Origin of the sequence: Klebsiella sp. ZJOU C1 (genome assembly GCF_035620215.1) — a bacterium.
Classification (GTDB): Bacteria; Pseudomonadota; Gammaproteobacteria; order Enterobacterales; family Enterobacteriaceae; genus Klebsiella; species Klebsiella variicola.
In genome coordinates this window covers 3,808,842-3,829,661 of the sequence record NZ_CP141644.1, presented here as the reverse complement: position 1 = coordinate 3,829,661, position 20,820 = coordinate 3,808,842, and the positions used below count along the sequence as shown (strand labels likewise).

The 20,820-nt window shown below is 57.0% G+C and carries 16 protein-coding genes and 1 pseudogene; 12 read left to right on the top strand and 5 right to left on the bottom strand.

Translation table 11 applies throughout. The features are described 5' to 3' along the window. Positions 1 to 133 precede the first annotated feature (133 nt). From fruB to fruA, 3 genes are read left to right on the top strand one after another with little or no spacing between them, the layout of a single operon-like run. Complete coding sequence (gene fruB / locus SPE70_RS18305; protein ID WP_008804018.1) at positions 134 to 1,264, top strand: fused PTS fructose transporter subunit IIA/HPr protein; 1,131 nt, start codon at positions 134 to 136, stop codon at positions 1,262 to 1,264. Beyond that, entirely contained in the window at positions 1,265 to 2,203 is a 939-nt protein-coding gene (gene fruK / locus SPE70_RS18300; RefSeq protein ID WP_004103928.1) for a 1-phosphofructokinase, read from the top strand. It abuts the gene before it with no gap. Positions 2,204 to 2,219: 16 nt separating this feature from the next. Continuing rightward, positions 2,220 to 3,896, top strand: coding sequence for a PTS fructose transporter subunit IIBC (gene fruA, locus SPE70_RS18295; protein ID WP_064170378.1), 1,677 nt, complete (start codon positions 2,220 to 2,222; stop codon positions 3,894 to 3,896). Between the two features lie 52 nt (positions 3,897 to 3,948). Here the strand turns inward: fruA and nfo are convergent, their stop codons facing one another. Both nfo and SPE70_RS18285 read right to left on the bottom strand, forming a co-directional pair. Then, on the bottom strand, positions 3,949 to 4,803 hold the full coding sequence (gene nfo / locus SPE70_RS18290; protein WP_032755020.1) for a deoxyribonuclease IV: 855 nt from the start codon (positions 4,801 to 4,803) through the stop codon (positions 3,949 to 3,951). Between the two features lie 71 nt (positions 4,804 to 4,874). Continuing rightward, positions 4,875 to 5,924 (bottom strand): YeiH family protein, encoded by a 1,050-nt coding sequence (locus tag SPE70_RS18285; protein WP_002912935.1) that lies wholly within the window; start codon positions 5,922 to 5,924, stop codon positions 4,875 to 4,877. A 265-nt stretch (positions 5,925 to 6,189) separates the two neighbouring features. On the opposite strand from SPE70_RS18285, the gene yieE reads away from it, so the two are divergent. From yieE to cirA, 3 genes are all read left to right on the top strand, one after another. Beyond that, entirely contained in the window at positions 6,190 to 7,056 is an 867-nt protein-coding gene (gene yieE / locus SPE70_RS18280; protein ID WP_008804021.1) for a DNA-binding transcriptional regulator YeiE, read from the top strand. Positions 7,057 to 7,233: 177 nt separating this feature from the next. Beyond that, positions 7,234 to 8,703, top strand: coding sequence for an amino acid permease (locus SPE70_RS18275; protein WP_008804022.1), 1,470 nt, complete (start codon positions 7,234 to 7,236; stop codon positions 8,701 to 8,703). 299 nt (positions 8,704 to 9,002) lie between these two features. After that, positions 9,003 to 10,976, top strand: coding sequence for a catecholate siderophore receptor CirA (cirA, locus tag SPE70_RS18270; protein ID WP_064170379.1), 1,974 nt, complete (start codon positions 9,003 to 9,005; stop codon positions 10,974 to 10,976). A gap of 70 nt (positions 10,977 to 11,046) precedes the next feature. Here the strand turns inward: cirA and fghA are convergent, their stop codons facing one another. Beyond that, a complete protein-coding gene (gene fghA, locus SPE70_RS18265) occupies positions 11,047 to 11,880 on the bottom strand; it encodes an S-formylglutathione hydrolase (protein ID WP_008804024.1) in 834 nt (277 codons plus the stop codon). A 360-nt stretch (positions 11,881 to 12,240) separates the two neighbouring features. Here fghA and folE point away from each other — a divergent pair, with 360 nt between their 5' ends. From folE to mglC, 6 genes are all read left to right on the top strand, one after another. Beyond that, complete coding sequence (gene folE, locus SPE70_RS18260) at positions 12,241 to 12,909, top strand: GTP cyclohydrolase I FolE (RefSeq protein WP_008804025.1); 669 nt, start codon at positions 12,241 to 12,243, stop codon at positions 12,907 to 12,909. A gap of 15 nt (positions 12,910 to 12,924) precedes the next feature. Further along, the gene (gene yeiB, locus SPE70_RS18255; RefSeq protein ID WP_022064814.1) at positions 12,925 to 14,082 is read left to right on the top strand and encodes a DUF418 domain-containing protein YeiB; all 1,158 of its coding nucleotides are present in this window, start codon (positions 12,925 to 12,927) and stop codon (positions 14,080 to 14,082) included. 155 nt (positions 14,083 to 14,237) lie between these two features. Next, entirely contained in the window at positions 14,238 to 15,260 is a 1,023-nt protein-coding gene (gene galS, locus SPE70_RS18250) for an HTH-type transcriptional regulator GalS (RefSeq protein WP_012967553.1), read from the top strand. 296 nt (positions 15,261 to 15,556) lie between these two features. Beyond that, positions 15,557 to 16,555: a galactose/glucose ABC transporter substrate-binding protein MglB gene (gene mglB / locus SPE70_RS18245; RefSeq protein ID WP_008804028.1), complete on the top strand. Its 999-nt coding sequence runs from the start codon at positions 15,557 to 15,559 to the stop codon at positions 16,553 to 16,555. 118 nt (positions 16,556 to 16,673) lie between these two features. Beyond that, on the top strand, positions 16,674 to 18,194 hold the full coding sequence (gene mglA / locus SPE70_RS18240) for a galactose/methyl galactoside ABC transporter ATP-binding protein MglA (RefSeq protein ID WP_008804029.1): 1,521 nt from the start codon (positions 16,674 to 16,676) through the stop codon (positions 18,192 to 18,194). A gap of 15 nt (positions 18,195 to 18,209) precedes the next feature. After that, entirely contained in the window at positions 18,210 to 19,220 is a 1,011-nt protein-coding gene (gene mglC, locus SPE70_RS18235; protein ID WP_002912871.1) for a galactose/methyl galactoside ABC transporter permease MglC, read from the top strand. 41 nt (positions 19,221 to 19,261) lie between these two features. Here the strand turns inward: mglC and SPE70_RS18230 are convergent, their stop codons facing one another. Continuing rightward, entirely contained in the window at positions 19,262 to 19,708 is a 447-nt protein-coding gene (locus tag SPE70_RS18230) for a helix-turn-helix transcriptional regulator (RefSeq protein WP_012541033.1), read from the bottom strand. Then, positions 19,705 to 20,809: pseudogene (locus SPE70_RS26470) on the bottom strand (HipA domain-containing protein). The gene SPE70_RS18230 and the pseudogene SPE70_RS26470 overlap by 4 nt, the downstream one beginning before the upstream one ends. Between the last annotated feature and the right edge of the window lie 11 nt (positions 20,810 to 20,820).

Here is a 20,820-nt window from a genome sequence, read left to right as displayed (position 1 = left end):
CCTTGCGCGTTGAGCAAGAAAGGTACAAAATTCTTGAAACGTTTCAGCGTCATTCGACAATCCGTTCCCCGTCAGATGGCGCCTTTTTTCTCAAGTTGGCTGAAACGATTCAATTCAGCAGGAGAGGAGAACCATGTTCCAGTTATCTGTGCAGGATATTCATCCCGGCCAGCAGGCCGGTAATAAAGAAGAGGCCATCCGGCAGGTCGCCGCCGCGCTGGTCAGCGCCGGCAACGTGGCTGATGGCTACGTGAACGGTATGCTGGCTCGCGAGCAGCAGACCTCGACCTTCCTCGGCAACGGGATTGCGATCCCGCACGGCACGACGGACACCCGTGACCAGGTGCTGAAGACCGGCGTCCAGGTATTTCAGTTCCCGCAGGGCGTCACCTGGGGCGAAGGGCAGACCGCCTATGTGGCGATCGGGATTGCCGCCAGCTCAGATGAACACCTTGGCCTGCTGCGTCAGCTGACCCATGTGCTAAGCGATGACGCGGTAGCCGCGCAGCTGCAGTCCGCCACCACCGCGGAAGAGCTGCGTGCGCTGCTGATGGGGGAAAAACAGAGCGAAGCGCTGAAGCTGGACAACGAGACCCTCAGCCTCGACGTGGCGGCCAGCGATCTGCTGACCCTGCAGGCGCTGAACGCGGCGCGACTGAAAGAAGTGGGTGCCGCTGACACGGCATTCGTAAGCCACGCTATCAACGATACGCCGCTGAACCTCGGTCAGGGCGTCTGGCTGAACGACAGTGCGGAAGGCAATCTGCGCAGCGCCGTGGCAGTCAGCCGCGCGGCTAATGCCTTTACCCGCGACGACCAGCCGGTTTCCCTGCTGGTCACGGTGGCGATGGCCGATGAGCAGCCGACTGCGGTGCTGAACCGCCTGAGCAAGCTGCTGCTGGACAAGAAAGCTGACCGTTTGCTGAAAGCCGACGCCGCCACCGTGCTGGCGCTGCTGACCAGCGACGATGCCATTGCGGAAGACGTGCTGAGCGCCGAATTCGTGGTGCGCAATGAGCACGGCTTGCATGCCCGACCGGGCACCATGCTGGTCAATACGATTAAACAATTCTCCAGCGACATCACCGTCACCAACCTCGACGGTTCCGGCAAGCCGGCCAACGGTCGCAGCCTGATGAAGGTCGTGGCGCTGGGTGTGAAAAAAGGTCACCGTCTGCGTTTCACCGCGCAGGGTGAGGATGCGCAACAAGCGCTGGATGCGATTGGCGAAGCGATCGCCGCAGGCCTTGGGGAGGGCGCATAAATGAGCAGACGTGTAGCAACGATTACGTTAAACCCGGCGTACGATCTGGTGGGGTTCACCCCGGAGATTGAACGCGGTGAAGTGAACCTGGTGCGCACCACCGGCCTGCATGCCGCCGGGAAAGGCATCAACGTGGCGAAAGTGCTGAAAGATCTCGGCATTGATGTCACCGTCGGCGGCTTCCTGGGCAAAGACAACCAGGATGGCTTTCAGCAGCTGTTCAGCGAGCTGGGGATCGCCAACCGTTTCCAGGTGGTGCAGGGTCGGACCCGTATCAACGTTAAGCTGACGGAAAAAGATGGCGAAGTGACGGATTTCAACTTCTCCGGCTTTGAAGTCACCCCGGGCGACTGGGAACGCTTCGTCAACGACTCCCTGAGCTGGCTCGGGCAGTTCGATATGGTCTGCGTCAGCGGCAGCCTGCCGTCCGGCGTCAGCCCGGAGGCCTTCACCGACTGGATGACCCGTCTGCGCAGCCAGTGCCCATGCATTATTTTCGACAGCAGCCGCGAAGCGCTGGTTGCCGGACTGAAAGCGGCGCCATGGCTGGTGAAACCGAACCGTCGCGAGCTGGAGATCTGGGCCGGGCGTAAGCTGCCGGAGATGAAAGATGTTATCGAAGCCGCCCATGCGCTGCGCGAGCAGGGTATCGCCCACGTGGTGATTTCCCTGGGTGAAGAGGGCGCGCTGTGGGTGAACGCCTCCGGTGAGTGGATTGCCAAACCGCCTTCAGTGGAAGTGGTCAGCACCGTCGGCGCCGGCGATTCGATGGTTGGCGGCCTGATTTACGGCCTGCTGATGCGTGAATCCAGCGAGCATACCCTGCGCCTGGCGACTGCCGTCGCTGCCCTGGCCGTCAGCCAGAGCAACGTGGGTATTACCGACCGTACCCAGTTGGCCGCGATGATGGCGCGCGTCGACTTACAACCCTTTAATTGACAGCAGGAGAGGCATAATGAAAACGCTGCTGATTATTGATGCCGGACTCGGACAGGCGCGCGCCTATATGGCGAAAACCCTGCTGGGAGCGGCAGCGCCTAAAGCGCACCTTGAACTGATTGATAACCCGAACGACGCCGAACTGGTGATTGTGCTGGGCGCGGCGCTGCCCACCGACAGCGCGCTGAACGGCAAACAGGTCTACCTTGGCGATATTAATCGCGCCGTGGCGCACCCGGAGCTGTTCCTCAGCGAAGCCAAAGGTCACGCAACGCCGTACGCGGCCCCGGCGGCTACCGGCGGACCGAAACGTATTGTCGCGGTCACGGCCTGCCCGACCGGCGTTGCTCATACCTTTATGGCGGCAGAAGCCATCGAAACCGAAGCCAAAAAACGCGGCTGGTGGGTGAAGGTGGAAACCCGCGGCTCCGTCGGGGCTGGCAATGCCATCACCCCGGAAGAGGTGGCCGAGGCGGATCTGGTGATCGTCGCTGCCGATATCGAGGTGGACCTGGCGAAATTCGCCGGTAAGCCAATGTATCGCACCACCACCGGTCTGGCGCTGAAGAAAACCGCCCAGGAGCTGGATAAAGCGGTGGCCGAAGCCAAACCGTACCAGCCGTCCGGTAAACCTCAGGCTGCTGGCGAAGGGAAAAAAGAGTCGGCGGGCGCCTACCGCCACCTGTTGACCGGCGTCTCCTACATGCTGCCGATGGTGGTGGCCGGGGGCCTGTGTATTGCGCTCTCCTTTGCCTTCGGGATCAAAGCGTTTGAAGTGAAAGACACCCTGGCGGCGGCGCTGATGCAGATCGGCGGCGGCTCGGCCTTCGCGCTGATGGTACCGGTGCTGGCAGGCTTTATCGCCTTCTCCATTGCCGACCGTCCGGGCCTGACCCCGGGTCTTATCGGCGGTATGCTGGCGGTCAGCGGCGGCTCCGGCTTTATTGGCGGGATCATTGCTGGTTTCCTTGCCGGTTACGTGGCGAAAGCCATCAGCACGAAGCTGAAACTGCCGCAGAGTATGGAAGCGTTGAAGCCAATCCTGATCATTCCGCTGGTCTCCAGCCTGATCGTGGGTCTGGCGATGATCTACCTGATCGGTAAACCGGTAGCCGGTATTCTCGCCTGGCTGACCCACTGGCTGCAAACCATGGGCACCGCGAACGCGGTTCTGCTGGGCGCAATCCTCGGCGCGATGATGTGTACCGACATGGGCGGGCCAGTGAATAAAGCGGCTTATGCCTTTGGCGTGGGCCTGCTGAGTACCCAGACCTACGCGCCGATGGCGGCGATCATGGCGGCCGGTATGGTGCCTCCGCTGGCGATGGGTATCGCGACGCTGGTTGCCCGCAATAAGTTCGACAAAGGGCAGCGTGAAGGGGGGAAAGCCGCGCTGGTTCTCGGCCTGTGCTTTATCTCTGAAGGGGCGATTCCTTTTGCCGCCCGTGACCCGATGCGCGTGCTGCCTTGCTGCATCGTCGGCGGCGCGGTAACCGGCGCTATCTCGATGGCGATTGGCGCAAAACTGATGGCGCCGCACGGCGGTCTGTTTGTCCTGCTGATCCCGGGAGCGATTACGCCGGTGCTGGGCTACCTGCTGGCGATTGTTGCCGGGACGCTGGTGGCGGGCCTCTCCTACGCGGTGCTGAAACGCCCGGAAGCGCAGGTAGTGGACGTCGAAAAAGCGGCATAATCTTACCGTAATAAAAAAGGGCCGATTGTTCGGCCCTTTTTTTGTCTCTGTTTTACGCCACTTCGGCGATCTGCTGTGCCCGCAGCCAGGCAATCTCTTCCGCCCAGATATCCGGGTTGATGGTTTCCAGAATCAGTGGAATGCCGTCGAAGCGGCTGTCCTGCATGATCCAGCGGAAGCAGTCGTGGCCAATGTTGCCTTCGCCAAGGCTATGGTGACGGTCAACGCGGCTGCCAAACGTACTCTTGGCATCATTCAGGTGCATGCCGCGCAGATACTGGAAGCCGACGATACGCTCGAAGTCGGCAAAGGTCTTCTCGCAGGCTTCGGCGCTGCGCAGGTCATAGCCGGCAGCGAACGCGTGGCAGGTATCGATGCAGACGCCGACGCGGGATTTATCTTCCACGCCGTCGATAATCGCCGCGAGGTGCTCGAACTTAAAGCCGAGGTTGCTGCCCTGGCCGGCGGTGTTTTCGATCACCGCGGTGACGCCTTCGGTCTTCGCCAGCGCGATATTGATCGATTCGGCGATGCGCGCCAGGCACGCCTCCTCCGGGATCTGCTGCAGATGACTGCCGGGGTGGAAGTTGAGCAGCGTCAGCCCCAGCTGCTGGCAGCGGGTCATCTCATCAATGAAGGCATCACGGGATTTTTCCAGCGCCTCTTCCACCGGATGGCCGAGGTTAATCAGGTAGCTGTCGTGCGGCAGGATCTGCCCGGGGCCAAAGTGATACTTTTCGCAGGCGGCTTTGAATTCGGCGATGGTTTCGTCGTTGAGCGGCGCGGCGCGCCACTGGCGCTGGTTTTTGGTGAAGAGGGCGAAGGCGGTTGCTTCGATTTCGGCGGCGCGAATGGCGGCATTGGCCAGTCCACCTGAGGCGCTCACGTGCGCTCCTACGTATTTCATAAAAAAACTCCAGTTAAAGCCGCTGGGGGGTGGGTAATGATAGCGGCTTAACTGGAGAAAGATGTAGTGCTTTATGCCATCAGGCTGTGGATAGCGACGTTAATGACCCCGCCGCCGACAATCAACCAGACGAACAGCATCAGCGCCATCAGCAGCGGTTTCGCCCCGGCTTTTTTCAGCGCGCTGACGTGAGTGGTGACCCCGAGGGCGGCCATTGCCATCGCCAGCAGAACGGTATCCAGCGTCACCAGCATATCCACCACGGCTTTCGGCAGCAGATGGAAGGAGTTAAACACCGCCACCAGGATGAACATAATCGCGAACCACGGAATGGTGATTTTGCTTTTCTCGCCGTTGCCTGCCGGGGTCAGCTGTTTAACACGCGCCGCCAGGAACAGCAGGAACGGAGCCAGCATCATGACGCGCAGCATTTTGGCGATAACCGCCGCGTTCTCGGCGTCCGGGCTGACCGCATGGCCGGCGGCAACCACCTGCGCCACTTCATGCATGGTGGAACCCATATAGATCCCGTAGGTCTCCGGAGTAAACCAGTGCGCCAGCAGCGGGTACATCGCCGGGTAGAGGAAGATGGCGATGGTACCGAAGATAACCACCGTGGCGACGGCGACCGTCACTTTACTGGCTTCGGCTTTGACCACCGGCTCGGTGGCGAGCACAGCCGCCGCGCCGCAGATGCTGCTGCCGGCGCCGATCAGCCAGCTGGTGTGTTTGTCGAGACCAAACACTTTCTGGCCAAGGAAGCAGGCGATGAAAAAGGTACTGGAGAGCGTCAGAACGTCAATCAAAATACCGCTCACGCCGACGTCGGCAATCTGGGCGAACGTCAGGCGGAAGCCGTAGAGGATGATCCCCAGGCGCAGCAGGTGCTGCTTGGCGAAGATCACCCCGCCGTCGCAGGGCTGCCAGATTTTCGGGTAGACCGTGTTGCCGACGACCATTCCGAACAGGATAGCGAGGGTCAGGGCGCTAAAGCCTGCGCCGGCGATGGCCGGGAAACTCCCGGCCCACAGGGCGGCGCCGGTCAGCGCGGCGGTCAGCGCCAGGCCTGGGACAAAATGCCACAGGGAACGATGTTTGGTGGGTAAAGTGAGTGCTGTCATAACCTTCTCCTTTGTCTGCCTAAAGGTTACGCCGCGCGCGGTTAAATATAAAATTGATTATATGTTTATAATCAATCGTAATAAGTGGTTAAGGACCGCATCGTCGCTGACAAGGGGGCAGGGGAGCGATGCGGCGAAAGCGGGGCGGTTTCCCGGCAAGACGATGATTTTGTGACATAAGCGGATTTTCCTTCCTTCAGCCGCCTCGATTTGTGTCACCATAGTAAGGAAGGTTATTCAGGTTGGATTACTAAACGGGTGGGTTATGCATATTACGCTGCGGCAGTTGGAAGTGTTCGCCGAAGTCCATAAGAGTGGGTCAACCACTCAGGCGTCACAGATGCTGGCGCTTTCGCAATCTGCGGTCAGCGCCGCGCTGACCGATCTGGAAGGGCAGCTCGGCGTGCAGCTGTTTGACCGCGTCGGTAAACGACTGGTGGTGAATGAGCACGGACGGCTGCTGTACCCGCGTGCGCTGGCGCTACTGGAGCGGGCGCTGGAGATCGAACAGCTGTTTCGCGGCGATAACGGGGCGATCCGGGTCTACGCCAGCAGCACCATCGGCAACTATATTATGCCGGAGATCATCGCCCGTTATCGCCATGACTTCCCGGAACTGCCGGTGGAATTGAGCGTCGGCAACAGCCTGGATGTGATCAACGCCGTCGCCGACCTGCGGGTGGATTTCGGTCTGATTGAGGGGCCGTGCCATGCCGCCGACATCATTGCCGAGCCGTGGCTGGAAGATGAGCTGGTGGTGTTTGCTGCGCCTGATTCGCCGCTGCTGGCGGGGGAGGTGACCCTGCAGCAACTGGCTGAGGCGCCGTGGATCCTGCGCGAGCATGGGTCCGGTACCCGGGAGATTGTCGATTATGTACTGCTGTCGCATCTGCCGGCGTTTCATATGGGCATGGAGCTGGGCAATTCGGAGGCGATCAAGCACGCCGTCCGGCATGGCCTGGGCATCAGCTGTTTATCGCGCCGGGTGATTGCCGAACAGCTGGCCTCGGGCACGCTGGCGGAGCTGAAAGTGCCATTGCCCCGGCTGACGCGCACGCTGTGGCGGATCCATCATCGGCAGAAGCATATTTCCAAAGCATTACAACGTTTTCTGCAATATTGCCAGGTGTAGCACCCGGTTTTTACGCCTCATAACGGGGGGAATTCGCTGGCAATTCCGCAGGTTAGTGCTTTACTAATAATTTGCGGGCGATCATGAAGCTCTCTTATAACTTTGCATTTGTACCGGATGGAACCCCGATCGTCTGCTACAATCGCGCCTCATTTTTTGGATGGATAGCATTATCACATGGTTTCGGAAACTAAAACCACAGAAGCGCCCACGCTACGTCGTGAACTGAAGGCGCGCCACTTGACCATGATCGCCATTGGCGGTTCCATCGGTACGGGTCTTTTTGTTGCCTCTGGCGCAACCATTTCGCAAGCAGGTCCCGGCGGGGCGCTGCTGTCTTATATTCTGATCGGTTTGATGGTCTATTTCCTGATGACCAGCCTGGGCGAGCTGGCGGCGTTTATGCCGGTGTCCGGTTCCTTCGCCACCTACGGCCAGAATTATGTTGAAGAAGGCTTCGGCTTCGCGCTGGGCTGGAACTACTGGTACAACTGGGCGGTGACGATCGCCGTTGACCTCGTGGCTTCGCAACTGGTGATGAGCTACTGGTTCCCTGATACCCCGGGCTGGATCTGGAGCGCCTTGTTCCTTGGCATTATGTTCCTGCTGAACTGGATCTCGGTGCGCGGCTTTGGCGAGGCGGAATACTGGTTCTCGCTGATCAAAGTCGCCACCGTCATTATCTTTATTATTGTCGGCGTGATGATGATTGTCGGCATCTTCAAAGGGTCGCAGCCCACTGGCTGGAGCAACTGGGGGATCGCGGATGCGCCATTCGCCGGTGGTTTCTCGGCGATGATCGGCGTGGCGATGATTGTCGGCTTCTCCTTTCAGGGCACTGAGCTTATCGGCATCGCGGCCGGTGAGTCTGAGGATCCGGAGAAGAACATCCCGCGCGCGGTGCGCCAGGTCTTCTGGCGTATCCTGCTGTTCTACGTTTTCGCCATTCTGATTATCAGCCTGATCATTCCGTACACCGACCCGAGCCTGCTGCGCAACGACGTGAAGGATATCTCCGTCAGCCCGTTCACGCTGGTCTTCCAGCATGCTGGTCTGCTGTCGGCGGCGGCGATCATGAACGCGGTTATCCTGACTGCCGTTCTGTCGGCCGGTAACTCCGGGATGTACGCTTCCACGCGTATGCTGTACACCCTGGCCTGCGACGGCAAAGCGCCGCGTATTTTCTCGAAGCTGTCGCGTGGCGGCGTGCCGCGCAACGCGCTGTACGCGACCACTGTTATCGCGGCGCTGTGCTTCCTGACGTCCATGTTCGGCAACCAGACGGTGTACCTGTGGCTGCTGAACACCTCCGGGATGACCGGCTTTATCGCCTGGCTGGGTATTGCGATCAGCCACTATCGTTTCCGTCGCGGCTACGTCATGCAGGGTAACGATATTAATAATCTGCCGTATCGTTCTGGGTTCTTCCCGCTGGGGCCGATCTTCGCCTTCGTGCTGTGCCTGATCATCACCCTCGGACAGAACTACGAAGCGTTCCTCAAGGACACCATTGACTGGGGCGGCGTGGCGGCGACCTACATCGGTATTCCGCTGTTCCTCGTCATCTGGTTTGGTTACAAGCTGGCGAAAGGCACCCGCTTTGTTCGCTACAGCGAAATGACCTTCCCGGACCGCTTTAAGCGTTAATCTTCGCAATTGTGCGATAAAAGCCCTCTGAAAAGAGGGCTTTTTTTATGTCCGCACGGTTACAGCTTGACACAATTCTTCATAATTATATTGATAATCGTAATCATTATCTTTATCATTTTCGCCCATTACGGATGAAGCCACTCCCCGTCTCTGCCATTGGGTCAGACTGACATCGGGCGACCAGCCACATCGACGAGAAAACAGCGCGAGCATGTCGCCGACAGAGCGACAGGCCGCCAGCGCGTGTGAGCAGCACCTTTTTGTTTGTTTGGTTGTACACCTCATGGAGATTTGGAATGTTCAGGTTAAACCCTTTTATCCGGGCGGGATTGTCTGCGTCCGTCGTATCATTGGCGTTTCCGGCTCTCGCCGATGTAAATGAAGAAACGCTGGTGGTGACCGCCTCGGCCACTGAACAGAGCGTCAAAGACGCGCCGGCGAGCATCAGCGTCATCACCCAGCAGGATTTACAACGTAAGCCCGTCCAGAACCTGAAAGACGTACTGCGCGATGTCCCTGGGGTCCAGCTCACTAACGAAGGAGATAACCGCAAGGGCGTCAGCATTCGCGGTCTGAGCAGCAGCTATACCCTGATCCTCGTCGACGGGAAACGCGTCAACTCCCGCAACGCCGTCTTCCGCCACAATGACTTCGACCTGAACTGGATCCCTGTGGATGCCATCGAACGTATCGAGGTGGTGCGCGGCCCGATGTCCTCCCTTTACGGTTCCGATGCGCTCGGCGGCGTGGTCAACATTATTACCAAAAAAATCGGCCAGAAATGGACCGGGACGCTGAGCGCCGATACCACCATTCAGGAACACCGCGACCGCGGTGATACCTGGAACGGCCAGTTCTTCACCAGCGGTCCGCTGATCGACGGCGTGCTCGGGATGAAGGCCTACGGCAGCCTGGCAAAACGCGCCAAGGACGATCCGCAGTCTTCCAGCAGCGCCACCGGCGAGACGCCGCGCATCGAGGGCTTCACCAGCCGCGATGGCAATGTTGAATTCGCCTGGACGCCGGGCGAAAACCATGATTTTACGGCGGGCTATGGCTTTGACCGTCAGGATCGTGATTCCGATTCCCTTGACCGCAACCGCCTTGAGCGTGAGAACTACTCCCTGAGCCATAATGGCCGCTGGGATATGGGTAACAGCGAGCTCAAGTTCTACGGCGAAAAGGTGGATAACAAAAATCCGGGGCAGAACGGGACCATCACCTCGGAAAGCAATGCCATCGACGGCAAGTATGTCCTGCCGCTGGACATGATTAACCAGCTGGTGACCTTCGGCGGCGAATGGCGCCACGATAAACTCAAAGATCCGGTCAACCTGAGCAGTGGCGGCCAGTCGACCTCCGCCAGTCAGTACGCCCTGTTTATCGAAGACGAATGGCGCATCATCGAGCCGCTGGCGCTGACCACCGGCATTCGTATGGACGACCATCAGACCTATGGCGATCACTGGAGCCCACGCGCCTATCTGGTGTATAACGCCACCGATACCGTCACCGTCAAAGGCGGCTGGGCGACGGCGTTTAAAGCCCCGTCGCTGCTGCAGCTTAACCCCGACTGGACCACCAACTCCTGCCGCGGGTCGTGCAGCATCATCGGTAACCCGGACCTGAAACCGGAAACCAGTGAAAGTTTCGAGCTCGGTCTCTACTACCGTGGGGAAGAGGGCTGGCTGCAGGATGTTGAAGGCAGCATCACCACCTTCCAGAATAATGTCGACGATATGATCGATGTTCTGCGCACCTCCAGCGCCAGCGAAGCGCCGGGCTACCCGAACTTTGTCGGCTGGAAAACCGTCAACGGCAAGCGCGTGCCGATCTTCCGCTATTTCAACGTCAACAAAGCCCGCATCAAAGGGGTGGAGACGGAGGTGAAGATCCCGTTTGGCGATGAGTGGAAGCTGACGATGAACTACACCTATAACGATGGCCGCGATCTGAGCAATGGCGGCGACAAACCGCTGCAGACGCTGCCGTTCCATACCGCCAACGGCACGCTTGACTGGAAACCGCTGGACGACTGGTCCTTCTACGTGACGGCCAACTATACCGGCCAGCAACGCGCGGTAAGCGCCACCGGCAAAACGCCGGGCGGCTACACCCTGTTTGACGTTGGCGCGGCATGGCAGGTGACCAAAAACGTGAAACTGCGCTCCGGGGTGCAGAACGTGGGTGATAAAGATCTGAGCCGGGACGACTACAGCTACACCGAAGAGGGCCGTCGCTACTTTATGGCGGCGGATTATCGCTTCTGATCGTCGGCACTAAAACGTGGCCTGCGGGCCTGAGCATGCGCCGCGAAGCTGCTTCGCGGCGCAGTGGCGTTTAGGCAAAGAGATGCTGCGCATGGAAGCGCAGATGGTCTTCAATAAACGAGGCAATGAAGTAATAGCTGTGGTCGTAGCCAGGCTGGATACGCAGCGTTAACGGCCAGGCCTTCTGGCGGGCGGTTTCCGCCAGTACGGCCGGCTGTAATTGCCCGGCGAGGAACGGATCGTTATCGCCCTGGTCGATCAGCGTCGGCACGGCGTCAGCCGGCTGGCTGGCCTGCATCAGCGCGCAGCTGTCCCACGACTGCCATGTCGATTCATCCGCGCCCAGATAGGCGGTAAACGCTTTCTTGCCCCACGGCACCTGGCCGGGATTGACGATCGGCGCAAAGGCGGAGACGCTGGCGTAGCGGCCCGGATTTTTGAGCGCCATTACCAGCGCGCCGTGACCGCCCATCGAATGGCCGCTGATGGCGCAGCGTTCGCCGACGCTAAACTCGCTACGGATCAGCGCGGGCAGTTCATCGCGCAGATAATCATACATCCGATAGTGCGCCGCCCACGGCGCCTCGGTGGCATTCAGGTAGAAGCCGGCTCCTTGCCCCAGATCGTATCCATCATCGTTGGCGACCTCATCACCGCGCGGGCTGGTATCCGGCATCACCAGCGCGATGCCCAGCTCAGCGGCAATGCGCTGGGCGCCCGCCTTGGTGGTAAAGTTTTCGTCGTTACAGGTTAGCCCGGACAGCCAGTACAGTACCGGCGGCGGCGTTTCGCGCTCAGGCGGTAAAAAAATGCTGAACGTCATGGCGCAGTTCAGGACAGGGGAGTGATGACGCCAGCGTTGTTGCCGACCGTCAAAACAGCGATGCTCTTCAAGCAGTTCCATGCAAGGCTCCTCGAAAGGGGGGTGCGCGTAAACGTTCATAATACAGATATTTCATTAGCCGGTGAGTAACTTTCACTTTCTCCTTTTGAGAACTTACTGCATCATTAATGCAACTTATAGCCAACATGCCGGTGTAGCGATGGCGCTTATGGATGCGTACAGCGGTTAGATCATTCCGGATTCGGCGATAAGGATTTGGCGCCGCGCCTGAGGCGCGGCTTCAGGCCCTAATAAAAGGCAGCGCCAATTTCAATAATTATCGTTACGGCTACTGGATTCTGTGCGCCACCTCACGCACAATGAATACAAACTTTGCCCCCAGAAAAAGCAAAGAGCGCCACACCTGCAGGAGAAACCCAAATGTCATCACTGAGTAAAGAAGCCGTCCTCGTTCATGAAGCGCTGGTCGCTCGTGGGCTGGAGACGCCGATGCGTGCGCCAGTACAAGAAATTGATAACGAAACACGCAAGCGTTTGATTACCGGTCATATGACCGAGATTATGCAACTGCTGAATCTGGATCTGAGTGATGACAGTCTGATGGAGACCCCGCATCGCATCGCCAAAATGTATGTCGATGAGATCTTCTCCGGGCTGGATTACTCCCGCTTCCCGAAAATCACCGTCATTGAAAACAAAATGAAGGTTGATGAAATGGTTACCGTGCGCGATATCACCCTGACCAGCACCTGCGAACACCATTTCGTCACCATCGATGGTAAAGCGACAGTAGCCTATATCCCGAAAGATGCGGTGATCGGCCTGTCGAAAATCAACCGCATCGTGCAGTTTTTCGCTCAGCGTCCGCAGGTCCAGGAGCGTCTGACCCAGCAGATCCTGATCGCGCTGCAGACGCTGCTCGGCACCAGCAACGTGGCGGTATCCATTGACGCGGTGCATTACTGCGTGAAGGCGCGCGGCATTCGCGATGCGACCAGCGCCACCACCACCACCTCTCTCGGCGGCCTGTTTAAATCCAGCCAGAATACCCGCCAGGAATTCCTGCGCGCAGTACGTCACCACAACTAAAACGGAGCAGGGTACATGGAGAGAAATGTCACGCTGGACTTTGTCCGCGGCGTCGCCATCCTCGGTATCCTGCTTCTCAATATCAGCGCCTTCGGCTTGCCGAAGGCCGCTTACCTCAATCCCGCCTGGTCAGGAAGCGCGACCCTCAGCGATGCCTGGACGTGGGCACTCCTCGACCTGCTGGCGCAGGTGAAGTTTCTCACCCTGTTCGCGTTGCTGTTTGGCGCCGGTCTGCAGCTATTGCTCCCGCGAGGGAAGCGCTGGATCCAGTCGCGGCTGACGCTGCTGGCGCTGCTCGGTTTCATTCACGGTCTTTTTTTCTGGGATGGCGACATTCTGCTGGCCTACGCCCTGGTGGGGCTGGTGAGCTGGCGCATGGTGCGTGAGGCGCACCATGTCAAATCGCTGTTCAATACCGGGGTGGTGCTCTACCTCATCGGCATTGCGGTGCTGGTCCTGCTGGGAGTCATCTCCGGGACGGCGGCGAATCGCTCCTGGGTGCCGGATGCGGCGAACCTGCAGTATGAGCAGTACTGGAAGCTGCACGGCGGCATGGAGGCGGTCAGCAACCGGGCGGATATGCTATCGGACAATCTGCTGGCGCTGGGCGCCCAGTATGGCTGGCAGCTGGCGGGGATGATGCTGATGGGCGCGGCGCTAATGCGCAGCGGCTGGCTCAAAGGGCAGTTCAGTCTGCGTCGCTACCGGCGCACGGGTGCCCTGCTGGTGGTTGCCGGCATGGCGGTAAATCTGCCGGCAATATTCGCCCAGTGGTATCTGGCCTGGGACTATCGCTGGTGCGCGTTTTTGCTGCAGGCGCCGCGCGAACTGAGCGCCCCCTTACAGGCGATCGGCTATGCCTCGCTGGCCTGGGGCTACTGGCCGCAGCTGTGCCGTTTCCGCCTGGTGGGCGCTATCGCCTGCGTCGGACGCATGGCGCTGACCAACTACCTGTTGCAGACCCTGATCTGCACCACCCTGTTTTATCATCTCGGGCTGTTTATGCGCTTCGATCGTCTGCAGCTGCTGGCCTTTGTTCCCCCCATCTGGGCCGTTAACCTCCTTGTCTCATCGCTGTGGCTGCGCCGCTTCCGCCAGGGGCCGGTGGAATGGCTGTGGCGTCAGTTAACCCTGCGTGCGTCAGGCACATCATTGAAAGACACATCCAGATAACGATCTCGATCACAATCATTAACAAAACGGATGTAAACGTTTCCAGCCGTGTGACCTCACTCACGTAGCGGACCGCGGGTCGCTGCCAGAATAGCCTCCTTGCTGAGCACAGGAGGTGAATGTGACGTGCTGTAATTCTCTTAAGGTCGCTGAGTATGATCACCATTCGTGATGTTGCCCGCCAGGCGGGTGTATCCGTGGCCACCGTGTCGCGGGTGCTGAACAACAGCGCGCTGGTGAGTCCGGATACGCGCGACGCCGTGATGAAAGCGGTGACCCAACTGGGCTACCGGCCCAACGCCAACGCCCAGGCGCTGGCCACCCAGGTGAGCGATACCATCGGCGTGGTGGTGATGGACGTCTCCGACGCCTTCTTCGGCGCGCTGGTGAAAGCGGTGGATACCGTCGCCCAGCAGCATCAGAAGTATGTGCTGATCGGCAACAGCTATCACGAGGCGGAAAAAGAGCGCCACGCCATCGAGGTGCTGATCCGCCAGCGCTGCTCGGCGCTGATTGTCCATTCGAAAGCGCTCAGCGATGATGAACTGAGCGACTTTATGCAACATATCCCGGGAATGGTGCTGATCAACCGCATTGTGCCAGGCTTTGCCCATCGCTGCGTCGGGCTCGACAACGTCAGCGGCGCGCTGATGGCCACCCGCATGCTGCTCAATCACGGTCACCAGCGCATCGGCTATCTCTCCTCAAACCACGGCATTGAAGATGACGATATGCGCCGGGAAGGGTGGAGCAAAGCGCTGCAGGAGCAGGGCATCATCGCCCCGGACAGCTGGGTCGGTTCTGGCTCCCCGGATATGCAGGGCGGCGAGGCGGCGATGGTCGAACTGCTGGGGCGTAATCTCGGTCTCACCGCGGTATTCGCCTATAACGACAGCATGGCGGCCGGCGCGCTGACGACCCTGAAGGACAACGGCATTGTCGTGCCGCAGCATCTGTCGCTGATTGGCTTTGATGATATTCCTATTTCCCGTTACACCGATCCTCAACTCACTACCGTGCGCTATCCGGTAATGTCGATGGCAAAGCTGGCCACCGAGCTGGCGCTGCTGGGGGCGGCCGGCAAGCTGGATCGCGAGGCAACGCACTGCTTTATGCCGACGCTGGTGCGCCGTCATTCCGTTGCCCAGCGGCAAACTGTGGGGCCGATCACTAACTGAAGCGGTGATGGGATGTAACCGCTTTCAATTTGTGAGTAAATTCACAGTATATTAACATTCGCCTGATTATGATGGCAGCGTTTACCAGTCTGAACCACGAGGTGATGGGTTATCCTCACTTTTTTAAGTAGGAACAAGGCGTTAAACGAGTTTTAGAGTCGTATTTTTCTGGAGCGTTACCCGACACGGAAGACCGAATTTTCGTCGTGAAATGCGTTGTGCGGTAACACTAATGCAACAAACCCCGCCCGCACTTTTTCACAATAATGACCCTGCATAATAAAACCGGAGATTCCATGAATAAGAAGGTGTTTACCCTGTCTGCTGTAATGGCTGGTCTGTTATTTGGCGCCGCCGCACACGCAGCAGATACCCGTATCGGCGTGACGATTTATAAATATGACGACAACTTTATGTCGGTGGTGCGTAAGGCGATTGAAAAAGATGGCAAATCCGCGCCTGACGTCCAGCTGCTGATGAATGACTCGCAGAACGACCAGTCGAAGCAAAACGATCAGATTGACGTGCTGTTGGCGAAAGGCGTGAAGGCGCTGGCGATTAACCTGGTTGACCCGGCGGCAGCGGGAACAGTGATTGAAAAAGCGCGCGGGCAGAATATTCCGGTGGTGTTCTTCAACAAAGAGCCTTCCCGCAAAGCGCTGGATAGTTATGACAAGGCTTATTACGTCGGTACCGATTCGAAAGAGTCGGGGATTATTCAGGGCGATCTGATCGCCAAGCACTGGAAAGCCAACCCGAACTGGGATCTGAATAAAGACGGCCAGATCCAGTTCGTCCTGCTGAAAGGCGAGCCGGGCCATCCGGATGCGGAAGCGCGTACCACCTACGTTATCAAAGAGCTGAATGATAAAGGTCTGAAGACCCAGCAGCTGCAGCTGGATACCGCCATGTGGGATACCGCGCAGGCGAAAGACAAAATGGACGCCTGGCTCTCCGGCCCGAATGCGAACAAGATTGAAGTAGTGATCGCGAACAACGATGCCATGGCGATGGGTGCGGTTGAAGCGCTGAAAGCGCACAACAAGAGCAGCATTCCGGTGTTTGGCGTCGATGCCCTGCCAGAAGCGCTGGCGCTGGTGAAATCCGGTGCGATGGCCGGTACCGTGCTGAACGATGCCAACAACCAGGCAAAAGCGACCTTCGATCTGGCGAAAAACCTCGCGGAAGGTAAAGAAGCCGCGGCGGGCACCAACTGGAAAATTGACAACAAGATTGTTCGCGTACCGTACGTGGGCGTCGATAAAGACAACCTGAGCCAGTTTACCGGCAAGTAATCGTGATGTGAGTTGCGGGCGTGGTTTAACCACGCCCGATTATTCCTGATACAGAACCAGACTCCTGCTGGCGTTATTGCGCCGGACGGGGCGTGCATGAACGCAGCCAGGTATAACTATGGTCAGCAATAATAGCGAACGGTCAGGCGAATATTTGTTGGAAATGACCAACATCAACAAATCGTTTCCTGGCGTCAAGGCTCTTGATAATGTCAACCTGAAGGTTCGTCCGCACTCCATTCATGCGTTAATGGGTGAGAACGGCGCCGGCAAATCGACATTATTAAAATGCCTTTTTGGGATCTATCAAAAAGATTCCGGTAGCATTCTTTTTCAGGGAAAAGAGATCGATTTCCATTCGGCGAAAGAAGCCCTGGAAAACGGTATATCGATGGTGCATCAGGAATTAAACCTGGTTTTACAGCGTTCAGTCATGGATAACATGTGGCTCGGACGCTATCCCACCAAAGGCATGTTTGTCGATCAGGACAAAATGTACCGGGATACCAAGGCCATTTTTGATGAGCTGGATATTGATATCGACCCGCGCGCCCGCGTCGGTACCTTATCGGTATCCCAGATGCAGATGATTGAGATCGCTAAGGCGTTTTCCTATGACGCCAAAATCGTCATCATGGACGAGCCGACGTCATCGCTGACGGAAAAAGAGGTCAACCATCTGTTTAAGATCATCCGCAAGCTGAAAGATCGCGGCTGCGGTATCGTCTATATCTCGCATAAAATGGAAGAAATTTTCCAGCTGTGCGATGAAATAACCATCCTGCGCGACGGCCAGTGGATCGCCACCCAGCCGCTGGAAGGGCTGGATATGGACAAGATTATCGCCATGATGGTCGGGCGCTCGCTCAACCAGCGTTTTCCGGATCGCGAAAATACCCCGGGAGAAGTGATCCTCCAGGTGCGCAATCTCACCTCGCTGCGTCAACCCTCCATTCGCGATGTCTCCTTTGATCTGCATAAGGGCGAAATTCTCGGTATCGCCGGCCTGGTAGGCGCTAAACGCACCGACATCGTGGAGACCCTGTTCGGGATCCGTGAGAAGGCCAGCGGCACCATCACCCTGCACGGTAAGAAGATCAACAACCACAGCGCCAACGAGGCGATTAACCACGGTTTTGCACTGGTGACCGAGGAGCGGCGCTCCACCGGGATTTATGCCTATCTGGATATCGGTTTTAACTCGCTGATCTCCAATATTAAGAAATATAAAAACAGCATCGGCTTGCTGGATAACTCGCGAATGAAGAGCGACACCCAGTGGGTTATTGACTCGATGCGCGTTAAAACCCCCGGCCAGCATACGCAGATCGGTTCGCTTTCCGGTGGTAACCAGCAAAAGGTCATTATAGGCCGCTGGCTGCTGACCCAGCCGGAGATCCTGATGCTGGATGAGCCAACGCGCGGTATCGACGTCGGCGCCAAATTCGAGATCTACCAGCTGATTGCCGAGCTGGCTAAAAAAGACAAAGGGATCATTATTATTTCTTCCGAAATGCCGGAACTGCTGGGGATTACCGACCGCATTCTGGTGATGAGCAATGGCCTTGTCGCGGGCATTGTAGAGACTAAAACCACCACGCAAAACGAAATACTGCGTCTTGCGTCATTGCACCTTTAAGATCAGGGGCTTCACATGAGTGCGTTAAATAAAAAGAGTTTTCTCACTTACCTGAAAGAGGGTGGGATATATGTCGTCCTTCTGGTCCTGTTGGCCATTATTATTTTCCAGGATCCGACATTTTTAAGTCTGCTCAACCTGAGTAATATCCTGACTCAGTCTTCGGTGCGTATTATTATTGCCCTGGGCGTGGCCGGACTTATCGTCACGCAGGGGACCGACCTCTCCGCCGGCCGTCAGGTGGGACTGGCGGCGGTGATTGCCGCCACCATGCTGCAGGCGGTGGATAATGCCAACAAGGTGTTCCCGGATATGGCGACCATGCCGATCCCGTTGGTGATCCTGCTGGTGTGCGCCATCGGGGCGGTCATCGGCCTGATTAACGGGATCGTCATCGCCTACCTGAACGTGACGCCGTTTATTACCACCCTCGGCACCATGATCATCGTGTACGGCATTAACTCGCTGTACTACGACTTCGTGGGCGCGTCGCCGATCTCCGGTTTTGACAGCCACTTCTCCCATTTTGCCCAGGGGTTTGTGGCGCTGGGCTCGTTCCGCCTGTCCTACATTACCTTCTACGCGCTGATTGCCGTCTTCTTTGTCTGGATCCTGTGGAACAAGACGCGCTTTGGTAAAAACATCTTCGCTATCGGCGGTAACCCGGAAGCGGCGAAAGTCTCCGGGGTTAACGTGGCGTTGAACCTGCTGATGATCTATGCCCTCTCCGGCGTGTTTTACGCCTTCGGCGGCCTGCTGGAAGCCGGGCGTATCGGCTCGGCGACCAATAACCTCGGCTTTATGTACGAACTGGACGCCATCGCCGCCTGCGTGGTGGGCGGCGTTTCGTTCAGCGGCGGGGTAGGGACCGTATTCGGCGTGGTGACCGGGGTGATTATCTTCACCGTCATCAACTACGGCCTGACCTATATCGGCGTCAACCCTTACTGGCAGTACATTATTAAGGGGGCGATTATTATCTTCGCCGTGGCGCTGGACTCCCTGAAATACGCCCGTAAGAAATAAGATTGAACGCATCAAAAACCCGCGCCTGGCGCGGGTTTTTACTATTTAAATAGAGAAGAAATAAGTGTTTTAGAAATAGGGACGAGTCCTGTTTCAAGGCCAAACGGCTTATAGATTTTATTAATGATCTCGGCAGAATAATTGCCTTTATCATTTTCCACATCAGATAAGGTCTTACGAGAGACATCCACTAGCCGGGCATATTCATCCTGGCGTAAACCCAGAACTTCTACTCTCAGTTTTTTCAGGGCCTCTCCCTGGCTGATGGCGCCTAGCATGATGTCATGGATAATGGCGTGAATGACCGCCTGACGATCGACCGTTTTGACTTTTTTTAAACCAGCCGAGACGCGTTGTCTGCTTATCTCTGAACGAGCTTTTTTTTCTGTAGCCGTTACCCCGGTGGCGGGTAGGGATGGTGGGTTATCCGCCCGCAGCCTGGCTAAGGTATTTTGGATTTCTGTTTCTTTTTTATTCAGGGTCTTCATAACAGCCCCCAGCGAGCGAGTTTGTCAGGTATAAATTTAAAACCAATTGATGGCATTTCCAGAATCTGAACAGGAACGCCGCGTACTTTAAGACGGGATGGTAAATCAACGAGTTGAGATGCGGTTTCACTTAAAGCATTAAGCAATGTGTCAGGGGTGATCCATTCAGCCAAAGCTTGTGCGATGGCGCCAAAGTTATATTCGCCTCCTGATTCGCAGGCTAATGACCACTTCATCGTGCGCGGTATACCTTCCGGGTCGGCTTTCATTGGTGCAAAATCGTAGATTGGCGCAAGGATAATTTCATTATCTGCTTTCATAAATGCAGTATTACGTCCATGGTTATCACTATTGCCAAAAATAATGTTTAATAAGTCTCGACGTACCCAATCGATGATAAATCCTTGAACATCAAAGCGATAATTCTGTACTCTTACCATATTACTGGATGTGATCTTTTCGATCAGGATCCGCAGCGTGGTTTCATGATCAAGTATCGTCGCTGGCGCTTTTTGTAACAGAGAATAGACTGACTCCATTCCCAATCTCATTATCCGGCCATCACCGTCTCTTCTGATATCAAATCGCGGCAACCAGAGAGAGGGATAATGTAGCCCCTCCTGCTGCGGCTCCTCGTTCCTGGGCATAGTCGAGAAAATCACTGGCACGATTCATGACATCAGTGACAGAGAAAGTTTTACTGCTTGCCAGACTATCCCAGTCCGGCACCGAGTCTTTAATGCGTAAATTTCCCACTGGCGACATCGTGCCGAATTTGAGCAAGATGAAATTCTGCTGGCCCTGAGGAAGTTCACTGATATCTAAAAAGTTAACCCAGTAACGTCGGCTGGCGCCGCCTGGAATGATATCGTCTATAAATCTTAACCATCCAGGATTTCCGTGATCCTCAAAATAAAGCGAAACGGGATGGTTGAGCGACACGGCGTGATAGTCATCGCGTTCCAGAAAGTCGATGGCGTAATCGGTAAGATAGTCGATTTGTGTTGTAAACCAGTCCCCTTGCTCACTACCGGGGAATTTTATCAACGCAATGTCTTGCCACTCCGCATTGAGAAAGGCTTGTACCGTTAATGTTTCCATCTCGCCCTCCA

Excerpts from the sequence above, each read along its gene's own strand:
- fghA (WP_008804024.1), bottom strand. The coding sequence starts at position 11,880 with ATGGAACTGCTTGAAGAGCATCGCTGTTTTGACGGTCGGCAACAACGC.
- SPE70_RS18275 (WP_008804022.1), top strand. The coding sequence starts at position 7,234 with ATGGTTTCGGAAACTAAAACCACAGAAGCGCCCACGCTACGTCGTGAA.
- nfo (WP_032755020.1), bottom strand. The coding sequence starts at position 4,803 with ATGAAATACGTAGGAGCGCACGTGAGCGCCTCAGGTGGACTGGCCAAT.
- SPE70_RS18230 (WP_012541033.1), bottom strand. The coding sequence starts at position 19,708 with ATGAAGACCCTGAATAAAAAAGAAACAGAAATCCAAAATACCTTAGCC.
- galS (WP_012967553.1), top strand. The coding sequence starts at position 14,238 with ATGATCACCATTCGTGATGTTGCCCGCCAGGCGGGTGTATCCGTGGCC.
- yieE (WP_008804021.1), top strand. The coding sequence starts at position 6,190 with ATGCATATTACGCTGCGGCAGTTGGAAGTGTTCGCCGAAGTCCATAAG.
- fruA (WP_064170378.1), top strand. The coding sequence starts at position 2,220 with ATGAAAACGCTGCTGATTATTGATGCCGGACTCGGACAGGCGCGCGCC.
- mglC (WP_002912871.1), top strand. The coding sequence starts at position 18,210 with ATGAGTGCGTTAAATAAAAAGAGTTTTCTCACTTACCTGAAAGAGGGT.
- folE (WP_008804025.1), top strand. The coding sequence starts at position 12,241 with ATGTCATCACTGAGTAAAGAAGCCGTCCTCGTTCATGAAGCGCTGGTC.
- mglB (WP_008804028.1), top strand. The coding sequence starts at position 15,557 with ATGAATAAGAAGGTGTTTACCCTGTCTGCTGTAATGGCTGGTCTGTTA.
- cirA (WP_064170379.1), top strand. The coding sequence starts at position 9,003 with ATGTTCAGGTTAAACCCTTTTATCCGGGCGGGATTGTCTGCGTCCGTC.
- fruK (WP_004103928.1), top strand. The coding sequence starts at position 1,265 with ATGAGCAGACGTGTAGCAACGATTACGTTAAACCCGGCGTACGATCTG.
- yeiB (WP_022064814.1), top strand. The coding sequence starts at position 12,925 with ATGGAGAGAAATGTCACGCTGGACTTTGTCCGCGGCGTCGCCATCCTC.
- fruB (WP_008804018.1), top strand. The coding sequence starts at position 134 with ATGTTCCAGTTATCTGTGCAGGATATTCATCCCGGCCAGCAGGCCGGT.
- mglA (WP_008804029.1), top strand. The coding sequence starts at position 16,674 with ATGGTCAGCAATAATAGCGAACGGTCAGGCGAATATTTGTTGGAAATG.
- SPE70_RS18285 (WP_002912935.1), bottom strand. The coding sequence starts at position 5,924 with ATGACAGCACTCACTTTACCCACCAAACATCGTTCCCTGTGGCATTTT.